The organism is Novosphingobium sp. GV079, assembly GCF_003058045.1.
Lineage (GTDB): Bacteria > Pseudomonadota > Alphaproteobacteria > Sphingomonadales > Sphingomonadaceae > Novosphingobium > Novosphingobium capsulatum.
In genome coordinates this window covers 1-18,396 of sequence record NZ_QBUE01000015.1, presented here as the reverse complement: position 1 = coordinate 18,396, position 18,396 = coordinate 1, and the positions used below count along the sequence as shown (strand labels likewise).

The 18,396-nt window shown below is 64.3% G+C and carries 17 protein-coding genes and 2 tRNA genes; 6 read left to right on the top strand and 13 right to left on the bottom strand.

Annotated elements, in window-relative coordinates; translation table 11 throughout:
- Positions 1 to 24 precede the first annotated feature (24 nt).
- From recA to alaS, 3 genes are all read left to right on the top strand, one after another.
- Positions 25 to 1,095, top strand: coding sequence for a recombinase RecA (gene recA, locus C8K14_RS16985; RefSeq protein ID WP_022678432.1), 1,071 nt, complete (start codon positions 25 to 27; stop codon positions 1,093 to 1,095).
- Positions 1,096 to 1,307: 212 nt separating this feature from the next.
- Positions 1,308 to 2,138 (top strand): class I SAM-dependent methyltransferase, encoded by an 831-nt coding sequence (locus C8K14_RS16980; protein WP_107717947.1) that lies wholly within the window; start codon positions 1,308 to 1,310, stop codon positions 2,136 to 2,138.
- 64 nt (positions 2,139 to 2,202) lie between these two features.
- Positions 2,203 to 4,848: an alanine--tRNA ligase gene (gene alaS / locus C8K14_RS16975; RefSeq protein ID WP_107717816.1), complete on the top strand. Its 2,646-nt coding sequence runs from the start codon at positions 2,203 to 2,205 to the stop codon at positions 4,846 to 4,848.
- 161 nt (positions 4,849 to 5,009) lie between these two features.
- On the opposite strand, the gene C8K14_RS16970 is transcribed toward alaS, so the two are convergent.
- From C8K14_RS16970 to C8K14_RS16955, 4 genes are all read right to left on the bottom strand, one after another.
- Positions 5,010 to 6,779 carry a cation:proton antiporter gene (locus C8K14_RS16970; RefSeq protein ID WP_107717814.1) on the bottom strand — a complete coding sequence of 590 codons (1,770 nt, stop codon included), beginning with the start codon at positions 6,777 to 6,779 and terminating at the stop codon, positions 5,010 to 5,012.
- Between the two features lie 102 nt (positions 6,780 to 6,881).
- Positions 6,882 to 8,453 carry a DUF1963 domain-containing protein gene (locus C8K14_RS16965; RefSeq protein ID WP_133726864.1) on the bottom strand — a complete coding sequence of 524 codons (1,572 nt, stop codon included), beginning with the start codon at positions 8,451 to 8,453 and terminating at the stop codon, positions 6,882 to 6,884.
- A 155-nt stretch (positions 8,454 to 8,608) separates the two neighbouring features.
- Complete coding sequence (locus C8K14_RS16960; RefSeq protein ID WP_022675940.1) at positions 8,609 to 9,832, bottom strand: NADP-dependent isocitrate dehydrogenase; 1,224 nt, start codon at positions 9,830 to 9,832, stop codon at positions 8,609 to 8,611.
- Between the two features lie 136 nt (positions 9,833 to 9,968).
- The gene (locus tag C8K14_RS16955) at positions 9,969 to 10,511 is read right to left on the bottom strand and encodes a hypothetical protein (RefSeq protein ID WP_107717810.1); all 543 of its coding nucleotides are present in this window, start codon (positions 10,509 to 10,511) and stop codon (positions 9,969 to 9,971) included.
- 171 nt (positions 10,512 to 10,682) lie between these two features.
- On the opposite strand from C8K14_RS16955, the gene C8K14_RS16950 reads away from it, so the two are divergent.
- A complete protein-coding gene (locus tag C8K14_RS16950) occupies positions 10,683 to 12,092 on the top strand; it encodes a sulfatase (protein WP_107717808.1) in 1,410 nt (469 codons plus the stop codon).
- A gap of 418 nt (positions 12,093 to 12,510) precedes the next feature.
- On the opposite strand, the gene C8K14_RS16945 is transcribed toward C8K14_RS16950, so the two are convergent.
- Positions 12,511 to 12,720, bottom strand: coding sequence for a hypothetical protein (locus tag C8K14_RS16945; RefSeq protein ID WP_107717806.1), 210 nt, complete (start codon positions 12,718 to 12,720; stop codon positions 12,511 to 12,513).
- 660 nt (positions 12,721 to 13,380) lie between these two features.
- On the opposite strand from C8K14_RS16945, the gene C8K14_RS16940 reads away from it, so the two are divergent.
- Both C8K14_RS16940 and C8K14_RS16935 read left to right on the top strand, forming a co-directional pair.
- Positions 13,381 to 13,454, top strand: a tRNA-Met gene (locus tag C8K14_RS16940).
- 10 nt (positions 13,455 to 13,464) lie between these two features.
- Positions 13,465 to 13,538, top strand: a tRNA-Gln gene (locus C8K14_RS16935).
- A gap of 36 nt (positions 13,539 to 13,574) precedes the next feature.
- Here C8K14_RS16935 and C8K14_RS16930 read toward each other — a convergent pair.
- The 8 genes from C8K14_RS16930 to C8K14_RS16895 all read right to left on the bottom strand — a co-directional run bounded on the left by C8K14_RS16930 (position 13,575) and on the right by C8K14_RS16895 (position 18,172).
- Positions 13,575 to 14,165, bottom strand: coding sequence for a hypothetical protein (locus tag C8K14_RS16930; protein WP_107717805.1), 591 nt, complete (start codon positions 14,163 to 14,165; stop codon positions 13,575 to 13,577).
- Positions 14,162 to 14,419 carry a hypothetical protein gene (locus tag C8K14_RS16925; RefSeq protein ID WP_107717803.1) on the bottom strand — a complete coding sequence of 86 codons (258 nt, stop codon included), beginning with the start codon at positions 14,417 to 14,419 and terminating at the stop codon, positions 14,162 to 14,164. The genes C8K14_RS16930 and C8K14_RS16925 overlap by 4 nt, the downstream gene beginning before the upstream one ends.
- Positions 14,416 to 14,733 (bottom strand): DUF3307 domain-containing protein, encoded by a 318-nt coding sequence (locus tag C8K14_RS16920; RefSeq protein ID WP_199223766.1) that lies wholly within the window; start codon positions 14,731 to 14,733, stop codon positions 14,416 to 14,418. Before C8K14_RS16920 ends, C8K14_RS16925 begins: the two co-directional genes overlap by 4 nt.
- A 14-nt stretch (positions 14,734 to 14,747) precedes the next feature.
- Positions 14,748 to 15,230, bottom strand: a complete 483-nt coding sequence (locus tag C8K14_RS16915) for a TIGR02594 family protein (RefSeq protein WP_233251125.1) — start codon at positions 15,228 to 15,230, stop codon at positions 14,748 to 14,750.
- A 94-nt stretch (positions 15,231 to 15,324) separates the two neighbouring features.
- Positions 15,325 to 15,945, bottom strand: coding sequence for a glycoside hydrolase (locus C8K14_RS16910; RefSeq protein ID WP_199223765.1), 621 nt, complete (start codon positions 15,943 to 15,945; stop codon positions 15,325 to 15,327).
- A gap of 1 nt (position 15,946) precedes the next feature.
- Positions 15,947 to 16,186, bottom strand: coding sequence for a hypothetical protein (locus C8K14_RS16905; protein WP_133726863.1), 240 nt, complete (start codon positions 16,184 to 16,186; stop codon positions 15,947 to 15,949).
- A 46-nt stretch (positions 16,187 to 16,232) separates the two neighbouring features.
- Entirely contained in the window at positions 16,233 to 17,030 is a 798-nt protein-coding gene (locus C8K14_RS16900; protein WP_107717795.1) for a hypothetical protein, read from the bottom strand.
- Between the two features lie 20 nt (positions 17,031 to 17,050).
- Complete coding sequence (locus C8K14_RS16895) at positions 17,051 to 18,172, bottom strand: hypothetical protein (RefSeq protein WP_107758312.1); 1,122 nt, start codon at positions 18,170 to 18,172, stop codon at positions 17,051 to 17,053.
- Positions 18,173 to 18,396: the final 224 nt, after the last annotated feature.

The window sequence follows — 18,396 nt, the reverse complement described above, 5'->3', positions numbered from 1 at the left end:
ATCTCTAGGCAAGGGGAAGCAGCCATGGCGGCGCAGCTCAAGCTCATTCAGGAAGGCAAAGAAAAGGACATGGATCGTCAGAAGGCGCTAGACGCCGCACTGGCCCAGATCGACCGCGCATTCGGCAAGGGCTCGGTGATGAAGCTGGGCTCCAAGGAGACGATGCAGGTGGAAGCGATTTCCACCGGCTCGCTCGGGCTGGATATCGCGCTGGGCATTGGCGGCCTGCCGCGCGGCCGCATCATCGAAATCTATGGCCCGGAAAGCTCGGGGAAGACCACCCTGGCGCTGCACGCCATTGCCGAAGCGCAGAAGACCGGTGGCACGGCGGCCTTTGTTGACGCCGAACACGCGCTCGATCCGGTCTATGCCAAGAAGCTGGGCGTCAACATCGATGAACTGATCGTCTCGCAGCCCGACACGGGCGAGCAGGCGCTGGAAATCGTCGATACGCTGGTCCGCTCCAACGCCATCGACATTCTCGTCGTCGACTCGGTCGCCGCGCTGGTGCCCCGCGCCGAAATCGAAGGCGAAATGGGCGACAGCCACGTCGGCCTCCAGGCCCGCCTGATGAGCCAGGCGCTGCGCAAGCTGACCGGCTCGATCAGCCGTTCGCGCTGCATGGTGATCTTCATCAACCAGGTGCGCATGAAGATCGGCGTGATGTACGGCAACCCGGAAACCACCACCGGCGGCAACGCTCTCAAGTTCTATGCCTCTTGCCGTCTCGACATTCGCCGTACCGGCCAGATCAAGGATCGCGACGAAATCACCGGCAACACCACCCGCGTGAAGGTCGTCAAGAACAAGGTCGCCCCACCGTTCAAGCAGGTCGAATTCGACATCATGTATGGCGAAGGCATCTCCAAGATCGGCGAAATCCTCGATCTCGGGGTCAAGGCCGGCCTGGTCGAAAAGTCGGGCGCATGGTTCAGCTATGACTCGGTGCGCATCGGCCAGGGCCGCGAAAACGCCAAGAACTTCCTGCGCGAAAACACCGAACTGCGCGATCGCCTGGAAGCGGCGATCCGTGGCCGGACCGAGCAGGTGGCCGAAGGCCTGATGGCCGGCCCTGACGCTGACGACGATATCTGATCAGGCGTTGACCTGATCCGCAGGGCGCGATGGCGGCAGGCTGCCGCGCCACGCCCTGCCGTTCCTTGCTCCCGGCGCGTCGTTCCAGGTGAATGGCGCGCCGCTGGCGTTTTGGCCAGGCAAAGTCTTTCATCCCGGCGACAACGCCAGGATCAGGGCGTGACGCAAGCGCCGCTGTCGCCAAGCTCGCGGCGATCATTTATACCGGCAGCATGACACAGGCGATGGATTGGCAGGGCGGCGTCGGCCGCGCCTGGGCAGAAGAATGGCAGCGCACCGATCGCACCTTTGCGCAACTGACGCCGGCCTTGCTGGCAACGATCGCTGCCATGCCCGGCCATCGGGTGCTCGACATCGGTTGCGGTGCGGGCGAACTGGCCTTGTCGCTGGCCGCTGCCAGACCCAAGGGCGCGGTATGCGGGATCGACCTGTCGGCTGATCTCATCGCTGCCGCGCAGCAGCGTGGGGCCGGCCGCGCCAATGTGCGCTTTGCCATCGCCGATGCCAGCCGATGGCAGGATCCTGCTTTCACGCCCGATCTGCTCGTCTCGCGCCATGGCGTGATGTTCTTTGCCGATCCGCCCGCCGCCTTTGCCCATCTGGCCGCCGTGGCGGCGCCGGGGGCGCGGCTGGTGTTCTCGTGCTTTCGCGCCCCGGCTGAAAACGCCTGGGCCAGCGCCATGGCGGGCCTGGTGCCGCCGCCGGCGCAGCCTGCTGATCCGCATGCGCCCAACCCCTTTTCTCCAGGCCCGTTTGCCTTTGCCGATCCCGATCATGTGCGGGCCATGCTGGCGGGGTGGACAGACCTGGCCTTCACGCCCCACGATTTCGCCTATCTGGCAGGCGAGGGGCCTGACGCCGCCGAGCAGGCCCTGGCCCTGTTCCGCCGCATCGGGCCGGCCGCCTCGGCCTTGCGCCAGGCAGCGGAGGCTGACCGCGCCGGGATCGAGCAGCGGCTGCGCGCGGTGATCGCCGCCCACACCCGCGATGGCAAAGTCATGTTCTCCGCTGCCGCCTGGATCGTTACCGCCACGAAAGCGTAATGCGATCACGGTTAGCGATGAATCCCGCTTGTTCCCAAGCCACGCCTCGCCTAATCGGCGGGGCATGACTTCGACGAACGAAATCCGCCGGTCCTTCCTGGAATACTTCGGCTCGCAAGGCCACGAAGTGGTGCCATCCGCGCCGCTCGTTCCTTACAACGACCCGACGCTGATGTTCACCAATGCGGGCATGGTCCCGTTCAAGAACGTCTTCACGGGCCTGGAAACGCGCAGCATTCCGCGCGCCACGTCTTCGCAGAAGTGCGTGCGCGCCGGGGGCAAGCACAACGATCTGGATAACGTGGGCTATACCGCGCGGCACCACACGTTCTTCGAAATGCTGGGCAATTTCTCGTTCGGCGATTACTTCAAGGAACAGGCGATCACCAACGCCTGGACTCTGCTGACCAAGGTTTGGGGCATTCCTGCCGAAAAGCTGCTGGTTACCGTCTATCACACCGATGAAGACGCCGCCGCGCTGTGGCGCAAGATTGCCGGACTGCCCGACGACAAGATCATCCGCATCGCCACCAAGGACAACTTCTGGGCGATGGGCGATGATGGCCCATGCGGCCCGTGCTCGGAAATCTTCTACGATCATGGCGCGCATATCGCCGGTGGCCCTCCGGGCAGCCCGGACGAGGACGGCGATCGTTTCATCGAAATCTGGAACCTCGTGTTCATGCAGTTCGAGCAGGCCGCCGGCGAGATCGTCGGCGAGCTGCCCAAGCCCTCGATCGATACCGGCATGGGGCTGGAGCGCATTGCCGCCGTGCTCCAGGGCGAGCACGACAACTATGATACCGACACGTTCCGCGCGCTGATCGCCGCCTCGGAAAGCCTGACCGGCGTCAAGGCCACCGGCGAACACACTGCCAGCCACCGCGTGATCGCCGATCACCTGCGCTCGTCCAGCTTCCTGCTGGCCGATGGCGTGCTGCCGTCGAACGAAGGACGCGGCTATGTGCTGCGCCGGATCATGCGCCGCGCCATGCGCCACGCCCACCTGCTGGGCGCCAAGGATCCGCTGATGCACCGCCTGGTGGGTTCGCTGGTGACCGAAATGGGCCAGGCCTATCCCGAACTGGGCCGTGCCCAGCCGCTGATCGAGGAAGTGCTGCAGCGCGAGGAAACCCGTTTCCGCCAGACGCTGTCGAACGGCCTGCGCCTGCTCGATGAAGCGTCGGCTGGGCTGGGCGAAGGCGACAAACTGCCTGGCGAAACCGCGTTCCGCCTCTATGACACGTTCGGCTTCCCCTATGACCTCACCGAAGACGCGCTGCGCGCCCGTGGCGTGAGCGTCGATCGCGAAGGCTTTGACGCGGCCATGGCCCAGCAGAAGGCCGCCGCGCGCGCTGCGTGGAAGGGTTCGGGCGAGGCGGCATCGAGCGAAGTGTGGTTCGACATCGCCGAGCGCGAAGGCGCGACCGAGTTCACCGGCTACACCGCCACGAGCGGTGAGGGCGTTGTCGTGGCCCTGGTCAAGGACGGCGTTGAAGTTACCGAAGCCCAGGCCGGCGACACGGTGACCGTGCTGACCAACCAGACGCCGTTCTATGGCGAAAGCGGCGGCCAGATGGGCGATGCCGGCACGATCGCCGGCGCCGATGGCCTCATGCTGACGGTGACCGATACGGCCAAGCCGCTTGGCCGCCTGCACGCCCACCAGGCCGTGGTCGATGCCGGCACGATCCACGTCGGCGATGCCGTGCAACTGGCGGTCGACGTGGTGCGCCGCGATGCTACGCGCGCCAACCATTCGGCCACGCACCTGCTGCACCAGGCGCTGCGCAACCGTTTGGGCGCGCATGTCACGCAAAAGGGCTCGCTGGTGGCGCCCGACCGCCTGCGGTTCGACTTTTCGCATCCCACGGCGCTGAGCGCGGACGATATCGCCGCGATTGAAACCGAGGTGAACGCCGAAATCCGCGCCAACGAGGCGGTCAACACCCGCCTGATGACGCCCGACGACGCCATCGCCGCCGGTGCCATGGCGCTGTTCGGCGAAAAGTATGGCGACGAAGTGCGCGTGCTGTCGATGGGCCGCACCACGGACAAGGTCTATTCGATCGAACTGTGCGGCGGCACCCATGTGCGCGCACTCGGCGATATCGGCGTGTTCCGCATCGTGGGCGAAAGCGCAGTGTCTTCGGGCGTGCGCCGGATCGAGGCGCTGACCGGCGAAGGCGCGCGGCAGTGGCTGATCGGCCGCGAAGACGCGCTCAAGCACACTGCCAGCCTGCTGCGCACCACGCCGGATGACGTGGAAGCCCGCGTCGCCGCGCTGATCGAAGAGCGGCGCAAGCTGGAGCGCGAACTGGCCGAAGCCAAGAAGGCGCTGGCCCTGGGTGGCGGCGGCGCCAAGGCCGAAGCGGCCGACGAAAGCGTGGGCGGCGTGACGTTCTCGGGCCAGGTGCTCGACGGGCTCGATCCCAAGGAACTGCGCGGGTTGCTCGACCAGGCCAAGCAGCGCATCGGTTCGGGCGTGGCAGTGATCGTCGCGGTCAACGATGGCCGCGCCTCGATCGCGGCGGCGGTAACCGAGGATCTGGCTGGCAAGGTCAGCGCCGTCGATCTGGTCCGCGCCGGCGTGGAAGCGCTGGGCGGCAAGGGCGGCGGCGGCCGTCCCGACATGGCCCAGGGCGGCGGCCCCGATGGCAGCAAGGCGGCCGATGCGCTGGCTGCGGCCAAGGCCGTGCTCGCCGGGTAATTTTCTGATGCTGGAGGGGTTGGTTGTTCGCCAGCCCCTCCGTCAGCCCTTTGGGCTGCCACCTCCCCACCTTGTGGGGAGGACCGTACCAGATCCTCCCCACACCGTGGGGAGGGGGACCACCGCGCAGCGGTGGTGGAGGGGCCCTTACCTTCCTTCCGTCACCGCTCGCGCAAACGGCTGGCCTTGAGGCGCGGCGGGGCGGCGAGTTCGCCCTCGGCCATGATCTGCTGGCGAAACTGATCGCGCTTTTCGTGGATCGAGGCGATCACCGGGCCCATTGGCACGCCCAGGTCGACCAGCACAGCTTCTGACAGTTGCAGCGAGCTTTCCAGCGTTTCGGGCACGGCGTGGCTGGCCCCGGCACGATAGAGCTGTGCGGCGTGGCCGGGATCGCGTGCGCGCACGATGATCGGCACCTCTGGCGCCAGGGTGCGCAGCTTGCGCACGATGCGCAGGGCCAGCACCGGTTCGTCCATGGTCACGATCACCGCGCTGGCGTCAGCCAGATTGAGCCGGTCGATCACCGCAGCGCTGTCGATATTGCCGAACAGCACCGGCAGCCCGGCGGCGCGCGCGGCGCGGACCACGGCCGGTTCGGCATCGAGCGCGAGGTAGGGGCGGCCGTGCTCGGCCAGCATTTCGCCGATCAGGCGGCCCACGCGGCCAAAGCCCAGGATCACGGTGCGGCGGCCCTCAGGCTCTTCCACAGCGACCTCGTCCGCCCGGGCGCGATTGCGCACGCGGCCGGCGCCCACCTGGCCCACTTTGGCCAGCAGCGGCGTGATGGTGAGGCCAATGGCAGTAACGATCTGCCAGAACTGCGCGGTGGCTGGCTGGATCAACTGGGCCTGCGCCGCCGTACCCAGCACGATCAGCGTGGTTTCCGATGGGCTGGACATGAGAATGCCGGTCTCGATCGCAGTCGACCTTTCCTTGCCCCAGAACAGAAGCAGCAGACCGGTCACCACTGCCTTGGCCACGACCACGCCCAGCACGCCCAGCGCCAGAGGGCCGAAATTGGCGGCCAGCACGCGCAGGTCGATCCCCATGCCCACGGTGATCAGGAACACGCCCAGCGCCAGGCCCTTGAACGGCTTGGTAATCGCCTCGACTTCGCCATGGTATTCGGTCTCGGCGATCAGCAGGCCAGCGAGCAGTGCGCCCATGATCGGCGAAAGGCCGGCTGCGCCGGTGGCGAGCGCCGCCACGATCACCACCAGCAGGCTGGCGGCCAGGAACAGTTCCGGGCTCTTGGTCTTGGCGGCTTGGGCAAACAGCGGCGGCAGGCCAAACCGTCCGAACACCAGCAGCGCCACGATCACCGCGCCGCCCTTCCACAGTGTTTCGACCAGGCTGGGTGCGTTGGCGGCAGCAACCGGAGCCATGGCGCCAAGCAGGAAGATGATCGGCACCAGCGCGATATCTTCAAACAGCAGCATCGACAGCGCAGCCCGGCCAACCGGCCCTTGCGTGCCCGAGATCGGCAGCACCAGCGCGGTAGACGAGAGCGCCAGCGCCAGACCCAGGCCGAGTGCCCCAGCCACCGGCTGACCCAGCAGCATAAGGCCCAGGCCCACGAGCAGCGCCGAGCCGATCAGTTCCATCGCGCCCAGCCCGAACACGAGCCGCCGCATCGACCACAGGCGATTGAACGACAGTTCCAGGCCAATCTCGAACAGCAGCAGGATGATGCCGAACTCGGCAAACGGCTCTATCGCGTGGGGATTGGATATCGTGATGTAGTGCAGCCAGGGCAGCTGCTGCGCCAGCGAGCCCAGGCCATAGGGGCCCACCAGCAGGCCAACCAGGATGAAGCCAATGATCGGCGTGATGCGAAAGCGCGCAAAGGCGGGAATGACGATACCCGCCGCCCCTAGGATCACCAGGGCATCGGAAAGTGCGGACGTGGGAAGAAGCTGGCCTGCCATGCCGCGCAGGCTAGGGGGTGGAGTCCGGCTTGGCCACCCCTGGCGACGGTAAGTTTGTGTGGCTGACCAGCAAAAGCGCCACCGTTCCGGGTGGGAATCGGCTCAGACGGCGGGCGCGGTCACCTCGACGGCGGCAAACTGTCGCGCGGCAAGGTCTTCGGGCGTGATCCAGAACTGCAGGACGTGGTCACCCAGGTGGTGGCCCAGTGCTTCGTCGGCCGAGAGTTCCAGCAGCAGCAATTGGCGGCGGATGCGGTCGGATTGATCGGCCTCGGTTTCGCACGGCGCGGCGAGCAGGCGATCGGGCACGCGGGCGTGCACGCGCGCAGCGGTGCGCACCGCCAGCGCGTGGCGATAGGCCAGCCGCGCCACGAGTTCATCGGGAAACGCCGCCGCGCTGCCGGGCAGGGCGTGCAGCGTGGTTTCCACCGCGGCCACGCAGCCACGCGGCGCCACCAGGCGGGCGAGGGGGGCATAGCTGGAAAACCATTGCCAGAACGCGTCGCGCACCGGCGCGGTGACATCGGCAAAGGCCGCCTTGTTGCGCGCCAGGGCATGCCATTCGCCGCATTCGCTTTCGATCTGGGCGAGCAGCGTGCGCCGATCCTCATCCGCCAGATCGGGCCAGAGCGCGCGGGCGGCAGCCACGCTGGTTCGCCCGGCTTCGCGCAGCAGCATCGCCACCAGCGTCTGGATCGACAGCCAATCGTGCGGGAAGCCCGGCCAGGGCCGATCCATCAGGCCATCGTCGCCCAAGTTGAAATCGTTGGGCGAGAGGGCAAAGACCGCAACCGGGCTGCCCTGTGCGGCCAGCAGGGCATCGGCGGTGGCCGCGCTTTCCGGCCAGGGCAGCGGCGGCGCGGCCGGATCGTGGGCCGCCGTGGTCAGTTCGATCACAGCGGGCGCGAACGGCCAGCGCGGCAGTACCTGTGGCGCGTCGGCCGCATCGACGGCCCATGGCCAGGCCTGAGCGGCCGCATCGGCATAGGCCGGCGGCAGATCAGCGGGGGGCTCTGCCTCGGTCCATTCGGCAGAGCCAGCATCATCGATCCAGATCACGCGGCCTTCGGTTGCGGCGGGACCACCGGGCACGGCAGCGAGATCGGCAAAGAACAGCAGTGCGCCGCTGCCGGGCAACACGCCCAGGCGTGCGCGGGGCGGCACTTGCGCACAATCCACCTGCAACAGGAAATGCAGCGGCAGGCCGGTGTGGGCAGACCGCGGCCACTCCAGAGGCCCCGGGGTGAACGGCACGCCGCCATAGAAGCTGTGCGCCCCGGTGGGCACGGGCGGGAAGGACTGGCGAAACACCACGGCCTGGGCCAGAGCGCCGGCGATGGCGGCGGGCAACCCGCGCGACTGGCGCGGGGCAGCCGGTTCGGCCACGAATGGCGCGGTCGGTTGCGCGTCGGCACTGGCTGCCTGGGCAGCGGTGACGAACGCGGGCAGGCTCGGGCCATCGTCTGGCATATCAGCCTGATCGGCGGCGGTGCCGGCGCCGGGGCCAAAGTTGCGGCGGCGCTGCGGTGGGGGCGGGGCTTCTTCGACAAGTTCGGCCTCTTGCGCGGCCAGGGCGGCGGCGCGGCGGCGGCGCACGATCAGCAGCACCACAAGCGTGGCGAGCACGGCCACCACGGCCAGCGCGATCCCCACCATGGGTGCCAATTGCGTCATGCTACTCACTTTGCCCAAGGCCCCCTTGCCCACGGCTGCTTGCGCCTGTTGTGCCCCGCAAGACCGCGTTTATTCCTGTTAGGACGTTCCCACCCCAAAAGAAAAGGCCCCGGCAGACGCCGGAGCCTTTCTTTTTCATGCGAAATGGCGCGGGTTCAGGCCCAGGCAGCCATTTCCTTTTCCAGGTTTTCCACGATCGCTTCGAAGAACTTTTCCGTGGTCATCCAGGGCTGGTCGGGGCCGATGAGGATCGCGAGGTCCTTGGTCATCTTGCCGCTTTCCACGGTTTCGATGCACACGCGCTCCAGCGTTTCGGCAAAACGCACCACATCGGGGGTTTCGTCGAACTTGCCACGATACATCAGGCCGCGCGTCCACGCGAAGATCGAGGCGATCGGGTTGGTGCTGGTCGCCTTGCCCTGCTGGTGCTGGCGATAGTGGCGCGTGACGGTGCCGTGGGCCGCTTCGGCTTCCACGGTCTTGCCGTCGGGCGTCATCAGCACCGAGGTCATCAGGCCGAGCGAGCCGAAGCCCTGCGCCACGGTGTCGGATTGCACGTCACCGTCATAGTTCTTGCAGGCCCACACGAACTTGCCCGACCACTTGAGCGCGGAAGCGACCATGTCGTCGATCAGGCGGTGCTGGTATTCGATGCCGGCGGCAGCGAACTTTTCCTTGAAGCCTTCGCTGTCGAACACTTCCTGGAACAGGTCCTTGAAGCGGCCGTCATAGGCCTTGAGGATGGTGTTCTTGGTCGACAGATAGACCGGCCAGCCCAGGTTCAAACCATAGTTGAAGCTGGCGCGGGCAAAGTCGCGGATCGAATCGTCAAGGTTGTACATCGCCATGGCGACGCCGGCCGACGGGAAATCGAACACTTCGAGATCGATCGATTCGCCGTTCACGCCGTCAAACACCAGGCGCAGCTTGCCCGGGCCGGGGATCAGGGTGTCGGTGGCCTTGTACTGGTCACCAAAGGCGTGACGGCCAACCACGATCGGGTCGGTCCAGCCCGGCACGAGGCGGGGCACGTTCTGGATCACGATGGGCTCGCGGAACACCACGCCGCCCAGGATGTTGCGGATCGTGCCGTTGGGCGACTTCCACATCTTCTTGAGGCCGAATTCTTCGACGCGGGCTTCGTCCGGGGTGATCGTGGCGCACTTCACGCCCACGCCGTACTGCTTGATGGCGTTGGCCGAATCGATCGTGATCTGATCGCCGGTTTCGTCACGCTTTTCGACCGAAAGATCGAAATACTTGAGGTCCAGGTCGAGGTAGGGAAGGATCAGGCGTTCGCGGATCCATTCCCAGATGATGCGGGTCATCTCGTCGCCGTCGATCTCGACGATCGGGTTCTTCACCTTGATCTTCGCCATAGCCGTCCTGTTGCCTTGCCTGGGGAGTTGAACTTACCGCCCCCTTAGCAGGTGCGGAACGCGGCGCAAGCGCGGCTCCGGCGATTCTTGAACCGAGCTTATGTTTTGCGCCGCAGTGCGGCAACGTGGCGGCCATTCAAGGGCAGCTGCGCAGATCGTACATCGCCTCGCCCACGCGCACGCGGTGGCGGCGCGCGATGTGCCAGCCGGCGTCCTCCAGCAGGCGGGCAAAGCGCGCCGGCCCATGGCGATGCAGCCAGATCACCTCCTTGCGGCGCAGGCGCATGGCCCACAGCACATCCTGCACCGACGCGTGGTTGTAGGACAGAACGACGCGGTCGAACTGGCGCAACTGGGTAAACAGGCGCGGTAGATCGGTGACATATTCCACCACGCCGAGCATGGCGGCGGCGCGTTCGGCAAAGCGGGGCAGCGGATCGGCGTTGAGATCGGTCAGGACCGTGCCGGGCCCGCGATCGACAATGTCCACTGGCACATAGCGGGTGCCGGCCGGCAGATGGTCGCGCAGCGGCATCAGCCCGCAACCGATATCCACCACGCCGGCCTCGTCCGCCAGCCACGCCGCGGCCTGCCGGGTGCGGCGGTCCCACCGATCCTGCAGTGCGGACCAGTACAGACGCCGGCACGCCAGGGTCGCATCGGTGGAAACATCATTCATGCCGGGCACGTGGCCTGTGCGGCACTCCGCGATCAAGCGCAGTTGGCTCGCATGTGGCGCAATTGCAGAGCCAAGCATGGCTATACGGGGTGTTCAATTAAATTTGTAGACAATGGCTGGCGTCCGGCTGACCTCTGCCGCGCCGTTCCATCCTGTTGCAAGGAGCCTGTCATGCCCGCATCCCGCCTTTCCCGCCGCGCAGCCCTGGCCGGCCTTGCTGCCGGAGGCGCGGCACTGGCATCGCCAGCGCTGGGCGTGCCCGATACGGGCAAGAAGCTGAATTTCCTGTATATCATGGCCGATGACATGGGCTATGCCGATGTCTCGTGCTATGGCCGGCGCGATTATGCCACGCCCGCAATCGATGCACTGGCGCAGCAGGGCGTGCGCTTTACCCAGGCCTATGCCAACAGCGCGGTGTGCACCGCCACGCGCGTGGCGCTGATTACCGGGCGCTATCAATATCGCCTGCCGGTGGGGCTCGAAGAGCCGCTGGCACAGCGCGCGATCGGCCTGCCGCCCAGCCAGCCCACGCTGCCTTCGCTGCTGCGCAAGGCCGGCTATGCCACCGGGCTGATCGGAAAGTGGCATCTGGGCAGCCTGCCCGACTACGATCCGCGATTGAGCGGCTATGACGAATTCTGGGGCATCCGCAGCGGCGCGGTGGACTATTACACCCACGCCACCTCGGGCGGGCGGCCGGATTTGTGGGATGGCGCCACGCCGGTGCAGCAGGCCGGATACCTGACCGATCTCTTGGGTGATCACGCCGTGGCGGCGGTGCGGCGCAATGCCGGCATCGGCAAGCCCTGGCTGCTCAGCCTGCATTTCACCGCGCCGCACTGGCCTTGGGAAACCCCGGACGACGACAGCGAGTCAAAGCGGCTGGCCCAGTCCAAGGACCCCGAGGCGCTGATGCATTTCGATGGTGGCAGCCAGAAAACCTATGCCGCGATGGTGCAGGGCCTCGATCTTCAGGTCGGGCGCATTCTCAAGGCACTGGCGGATTCGGGCCAGGCCGACAACACCGTGGTGGTGTTCACCAGCGACAATGGCGGCGAACGCTTTGCCGATACCTGGCCGTTTACCGGGCGCAAGACCGAACTGCTCGAAGGGGGCTTACGCATCCCCGCGATCGTGCGTTGGCCCGGCCTGAGCCAGCCGGGCAGCACCAGCACGGCACAGATCATCTCGATGGACTGGCTGCCCACGTTCGTCGCTGCGGCGGGCGGCGCGCCCGATCCTGCCTTTGCCCCCGATGGCATCGACATCCGCAGCGCGATTGCCGGTGGCAGCCTGCCGGCACGCACGCTCTATTGGCGTTACAAGCTGCACGACCAGCAGGCGGCGCGCCGCGGCCAATGGAAATACCTGAAAATCGGCGACAACACGTTTCTGTTCGATGTCGAGGCCGATCCCATGGAACGCGCCAACCTCAAGGCGCGGTATCCCGATGTCTTTGCCGCGCTGACGCAGGATTGGAACCGCTGGAACGCCACGATGCTGCCGCTCGATCCGCAAAGCTACAGCCATGGGTTTACGGCCAAGACTCTGGCCGATCACTTCATCGCCACGGATTGAGCTTTAGAAAAAACGTGCGTAACGGACAATGCAGTCTATTACGCACAGATATCATATCCAACAATGTCCGCTCTTTGGCAAAAGACAGGGCTTCGAACTTTGAAATTCAACCGTCGTCTTTATGTGTGGGTATAGTCGGTAGTGCGCCTTGAGCCAGCTTATCTATTACAATCGGTGCTGACGCGCCGAGGTAGAAAGCCGCCATGGTGGTACTTGCCTCAAACACCTCTGCAAGCGTCCCGCCAGCAAGAGCGAGAAACGTGCGTACTGCGATATAGCCAAGCTTGCGATACCGCTTTGGTACATCGCCATCGGAATTCGAAGTAGCGCGGTAACAGGCTGCGATTTCAACAACCACACTTCCTAGAACGCCTACCCAAAAGCGGGAAATATCGCCAAAGATCGGTAGATGCAGGGGTCACCAACGCCGATATGGCCTCGACGGTCGATAGCTGTCGCTCATTCGTAGCATCGCCACTGCACGTGAAAATGGAAACAATACCCGCATGGCCAGTCGGCGCTTATGCAGGATCGTCATCACGATCACGAATAGGTTGGCTGCAATCAGAAAAAACGAAACAGTCGCCGTCAAGGCACTAAGGATGTCGATGAGCAGCCGCACGGTCATCTCCTCTCAATCCCCTGTTTATGCACAAGCCCGTTGTTCGTTCCGGTGTATGGTCGCATGCAGAAATTTCGTCAATCGAGGAATTCTGCCAAAATGACAGATAAAACCTAACGAAGTTTTCGGGTTCCTATAGGAATTTATTCGAGCAAAATCATGAATTTGCCATTACCCGACCATGGCTTGTGAGCTGAGCTTCATGCCCCTTAAACGGGAGGCTTGGACCATATCGCAGTAATGTGAATGTGCTTTGCCAAAGCGAACAGCATCTATCGAACTTGATGCCGATGCGCGTTTGCCATTTCATGCGAAATGGCCCTAGTGTCGCCAAACGCGGCAAACGAAAAACCCCGCCGAAGCGGGGCTTTTCAAGGGTTTCCGATGGTGGGCGTAGCAAGGATTGAACTTGCGACCCCTACGATGTCAACGCAATGGTTGTAGGAAGAAATGGCTGGTTTCCGCCGTTTCTGCGGTTTGAAGTGCCGGAACAGTGCGCGAACATGGCTGGTTTTTGAGCGATTCTCACGCAAAACTCGCGCAAGTCGATTGGCCTTTTTGGGATTCCCCCGCGCGCTGAATGTGCTATGGTGCGCCATCGCAAGCAATCTCCAATCATAGGAGGCAGCCATGCAACCGGCCGGGAAAGCCCGGTGCAATCGGCGACGTGGGATGGAGCAGTCCGGTAGCTCGTCAGGCTCATAACCTGAAGGTCGCAGGTTCAAATCCTGCTCCCGCAACCGCCATTTTTCATCGGTCGTCTAATGGCAGGACACGGCACTTTGACTGCCGCAATCTAGGTTCGACCCCTAGCCGGTGATCCAGCTACCTCGCACACCCCTGCAACAGCGCCACAGTCGTCAAGGATTGCTTGATGCCACGGCTACGCCCGCATCGATCAGGGCTTGGGCATCCTGATACACTTTGGCGAGCCTGAGGCTGTTGCCGACGAGGATGTCGTAGTCGGCGCGGGAGACGGCAACATCGAGGCTTGCTGCACTGGATCGGTCATTGACCGGGGCAGCGTGATCGGCTCCGGGCAGATCGGCATTGCTGACCGGACTTCCAGGGCACGTTGGCAGCACCCGGTGAGCATCAGCATAGGCAGCGCCAGCAGCACGGCCGCGCTCATAATAGGCTTGGGCATCGACATTGGATTTCTCCGCGATCTGCGCCGCAGCTGCGGCGGGTGCATGGTTTACGATGGCCTGCGCCTGGGCCGCCTCGGGCTGGGCTTTCTTCACGGCCGCGAGCGCGGCGATGGCGTCGTCGCGCTCCTTGCGCAGGCCATCGACCTTGATCAGCCACAGGTGGAAGCCCTCGATGCGCACTGTCTGCCAGGCCCATCCGCCGGCGAAGAACAGCAGGAGGCCGAGTAGGATCGGCACCAGGATGGGTGCCAGCAGGTTCACCAGCCGCGCCCAGGCGCGGGTAAAGAGCGCGCCGATCACTGTCCATCTCCCGGTTTGGGCGGCTGCGGCAGCCGGCGCGCGATCGTGGGTAACGCGAAGGCGGCGAAGCCCACGGCCGCCGACGCCAGTGGGCGCCACCCCTCTGGCACATAAGCTACGACGCGCGGCAGTAGCGTTGGGTCGCTCATCAGATATGCGACAAACAAGCCAGCCAAAGCCGCGATCTTGACTGACCACAGGCGCCATAGTGACGCCGCCTCGGCGCGCGCGTGCGAGATCCAGGTCTTGATCATGATATGCTCCATGCAATCAGTGCCCAGGCTACCTTGCACAGCAGATGGATTGCCTGATCGGCGTTGAAGGAAATGCGCCCACGACACTTGGCATCATCGGTCGCGAAGTGGATTGCCGCCTCGGCAATCGCCAGCCACCAGATGCCAGTGATCAACGCCACCAGCGCACCATGGATCGTGACATGTGCGCCAAGAGCCTGCCACCACGGTACGCCGGGAATCGGCGCCGTGCGGTTCTTGGCCTTTGAGAGGAAATCGCCTTGGCCGGGATAGTCGGCAAAAGCGTGAGCTCCGATCAGCAGGATCAACATCATCGATATGCTCATGATCACGCCTCGTTCGTGGAAAGCTGGCCTTGGGCGGCCACGCGATAGGGTTTCACGCTCGCGGGCTGCACCTGGTAGACCGGCCGGCGCGCGGCGTAGAATCGGCTCTTGGCGATGCGGGCGATGCTCACCCGGTCGCCCTGGTTGCCGCCGAGAACGTGATAGGCCGCCTCATCCTCCGCCACGTAGAGCCCCACATGTCCACCCCCGTCGCGCCGGAAGGTCAAGACGTCGCCCAAGCCCGGCACAGGTGCCGGGTTGCCGAATTGCGCCCAGGACAGCGCCCAGAGCGGATTGGCGGGCACGGTCTTGCCGGCGCGATCGGCCACCACCGCCATGAACAGGCCGCACCAGGCGATGCTGTCGGCCGTGTAGACCTTGGCGACGGTGCCGCCGAGTTCCTTGGCCCAGCCGATGATCTGGGGGTTGTTCGCGGCGCCGGGCATTTCCGTGACGCCGTAGAGCGCGAGGGCCGCGTCGATCATGCGCGGACGCTGGGCAAGCGCCGAGAGCCAGCCATAGGCCGGGGGCAGGGTGGGCATAGCGATGTCTCCGAAGGGTGGCGCAGCGCGCCCGGGATCAGATCAGCAGCGTCTTGGCGCGCAGGACATAGCGGCGGCGGCTGTCGATACCGTTTTCGCCGCCGTTGATGCGATGGGTAATGGCATCATCTGCGCCGGCGTCGGCCAAGGCCGACAGCTTGCGCAGGTTCCAGAACTCGCAGGCGGTGCGCACGGCCGTGGGGGCAAGCTCGGCCATCTCCGGCTGCGCCTCAAGGTCCATTCCGATTCTGCCGCCCATGATGCGATAGGCAGCGCGCCCGGTGATCTGGAACAGGCCACGGCCGAGGTAGCGCTTGCCGTCCCCTGGCTGCGTGTTGCCCAGGTCTTCGCGCCCTTCATAGCCGCGCTGCGCATCCGTCGGCCCCCAGATTTCGCGCAGCACGCGATAGCCGCCGGTTTCGTGCGCGGCCTGGCCCAGCCAGTTGGCCAGGCGCGCGCTGGTATCGAGCAGCCCAGCCGGCGCCAGCCATATCGCCGCGGCGCCGCCCAGCGGCAGGAGCGGCGCCATTGGCCGGCCAGCGACGGCCGCCATCAGCGCCGTCATGGTCTTGGCGCCGGCAACACCGTCGACCGCGCCGATCGCGTAGCCGGCACCGCGCAGCCTGGCTTGCAGCTTGCAAATATCGATCATGGTCATTTCACTTCCAGAAATGGTTGACCAGCAGCCCAAACATGGCCGCCACGAACGAGGCGATGAGCGACGCGACCGCGACCAGGACGGCCCAGCCACCCTTGCGCTTGGCCTCTGTCTCTTCGATCCGGGCCATGCGCTGATCGATCCGCTCAAGGACCACCTCTATTTTCGTCAGGCGATCTTCCACGGCGTCGAGGCGTCCTTCCATGCGGCCCAGGTCTCGATGAATGTCGGAGGGAGTCATGGCCGCCACCCGGCAAGCGCCAACGGCCAAAGACCGGCAAGGAGGATCACAGCCCAAATACCGCGTGCTTTGCCTTCCACTCAGCCTGCCGCCGAACTTCGGGATCGAAACCGGAAATGCTACAGTTTTCCATGATCAACCGGCTGAACTTGGCATCGTCCGGCCCAGCGAAAGCGGAAGTTGCCTTGCCTAGGCCAAAGCTAACGGTCGGTTGTGCCGCCAAAGCCGGGGTTTTGGTAACCTGGGCAATCTGAGCGTTGTTCAGGAAAATCGTAATCTTTCGCTGCCCAGAACCAGCATCGGCGCAAGTCATCTGGATGCAAAAGGCCTTGTTGATGAGCGCGGTAGCATCAGCCGATGAAGAACCAGACCCATCGATAACGGCTGACAAACCGAGAAGCGGCGTATTGTTGTAATTATACCACGCCCCGAAAGACATTGCCCCGGTCGTATTGCCGAATCCAAAAAGCCGATGGGTCCCGCTGGCAACAGGATTTGCCGGCATCTTGCCCCAGCACGTCATTGCAAAATTGGGATAGTCCAGCGCCTTGAGATCAAACAGCCCAGCAGGCCAGTAGATGCTGCCGGTGGTGGCGGCAGCGAACTGGGCGCCAGTGGCATCATAGACTGGCATGACCCCCGACTGCTGGATACCGTCAGCGAAATTTTCGCTCAGGTTTTTCCAGCTGTCGCCTGCATTGACCGCGCCGCCGATTACTGCGGTGGGCCATTGCGCGGCAATGGATGGGTCCCAAAGAAGCATGGTGCCCGCATTGACTTGATCGTCATAGGCAAGCAGCGGCCAGTTGGCGTCGGTGGTGGTGATGGTGCCGTCGAGCGCCACGACTGTAGTAGTAGGCATAGTTAGGCCCAACCTTTTGCTTTGATAAAGTTGACGATGGCAACGGTGGCCAGATCATTGCCCGCATTGCCCAAGTGGAAGCCGTCACCCGCGCTCAATGATGGCGGGACCAATCCCTGCGACACAGCTGTCGCGTCCGACGGTGCTGCGTTCGCGTAGAGCGTCGGCATCAGATCAAGCCAATTATTGGGATAGGCGGCCTGGACTGCGGCATTGAGTGCATCGATGTCTGCCCGGCTCGCCGAACCGATTGTGTCGGTAGTGCGCGGAAACTCGCGCAGGATGACAAAGCGTTTGCCCAGTGATTTGAGCGCGGCGACAATCATGTTGAGATTAGCGAGCGACGCTGCACGGCCAGCACTGCCATGATCATCGTTCACAAGAGTCCAGATCAAAGCAACGCCCGAAAAAGCCAAGCCAACGTCCGGTATCCAAGTTGCTCCCGCCGAAATCGGGACAGCATCGCCAGCCGTGGCCCGCCAGAAACGTTCGCCAGCCACAGAGTCCCACGTCAGATATCCATAGACCCCGCCCAGCCATCCGTAGATTGAGCGCGGGCCATAGGCGGAAACGATAAAATCGTTCGGCGTGACGGCGGTTATAGTAACCGGGCCAGAGGCCGGGATCGTATTCCCGGTTACGGTCAGCGTGGTGGCCACAAGTCCCGCACGAGCGACTTGCTGCGCCGAACCCGCGCCCTGGATTGCAAAATTGGCCAAAGGCCAATTGAGCGCCGACGCCACTTTATCAGGCAGCGGAGGCTGGCGGTTCGTAGCATAATTGGCCAGCATTGAGTGTCCGACAGCCCATATAAGCGGGCGGGCCGTTACAGGGCCGGCTATGCCAGCATCGAGATCACAATAATCGCTATAGGTGCCATCGGTCAGCCACGCAGCCACGCTGCCATTGATTTGCAAATCGGTGTGGTTGCCTGTGGTGGTCAGTGCCGTGACCTGTCCGGTTGCACGGTTCTGCTTATAGACCTGGTAATTTCCACTGGCATCGGGCGCGGTGAACACAACCCAGTTTGCGTTGTAGACTGAAGCGGAACCGATGCGGATAGTGCCCGCCGTCAAGGTTACGGCCTGCGCGCGATATGCCCAGATTGTGCCGTCGGTGAGCAACGCCCAAATCTTTCGACGCGATCCGTCGATGTAGGCCCAGAACACTCCCGGATAGGACCCCGGCGACTTGAGAGCCGCCGCGCCGATGCGCAGCGAACCCGCAATATTGAGCAGAGTCGTGACGTTTAGTGAGGTGGTGCCGTTTTTCTGGACAGGATGATAAGCTCAGCCTGACCTGAGGAATGGACTGGAATGAAGACGACGAGAAAGCGCTACAGCGCGGA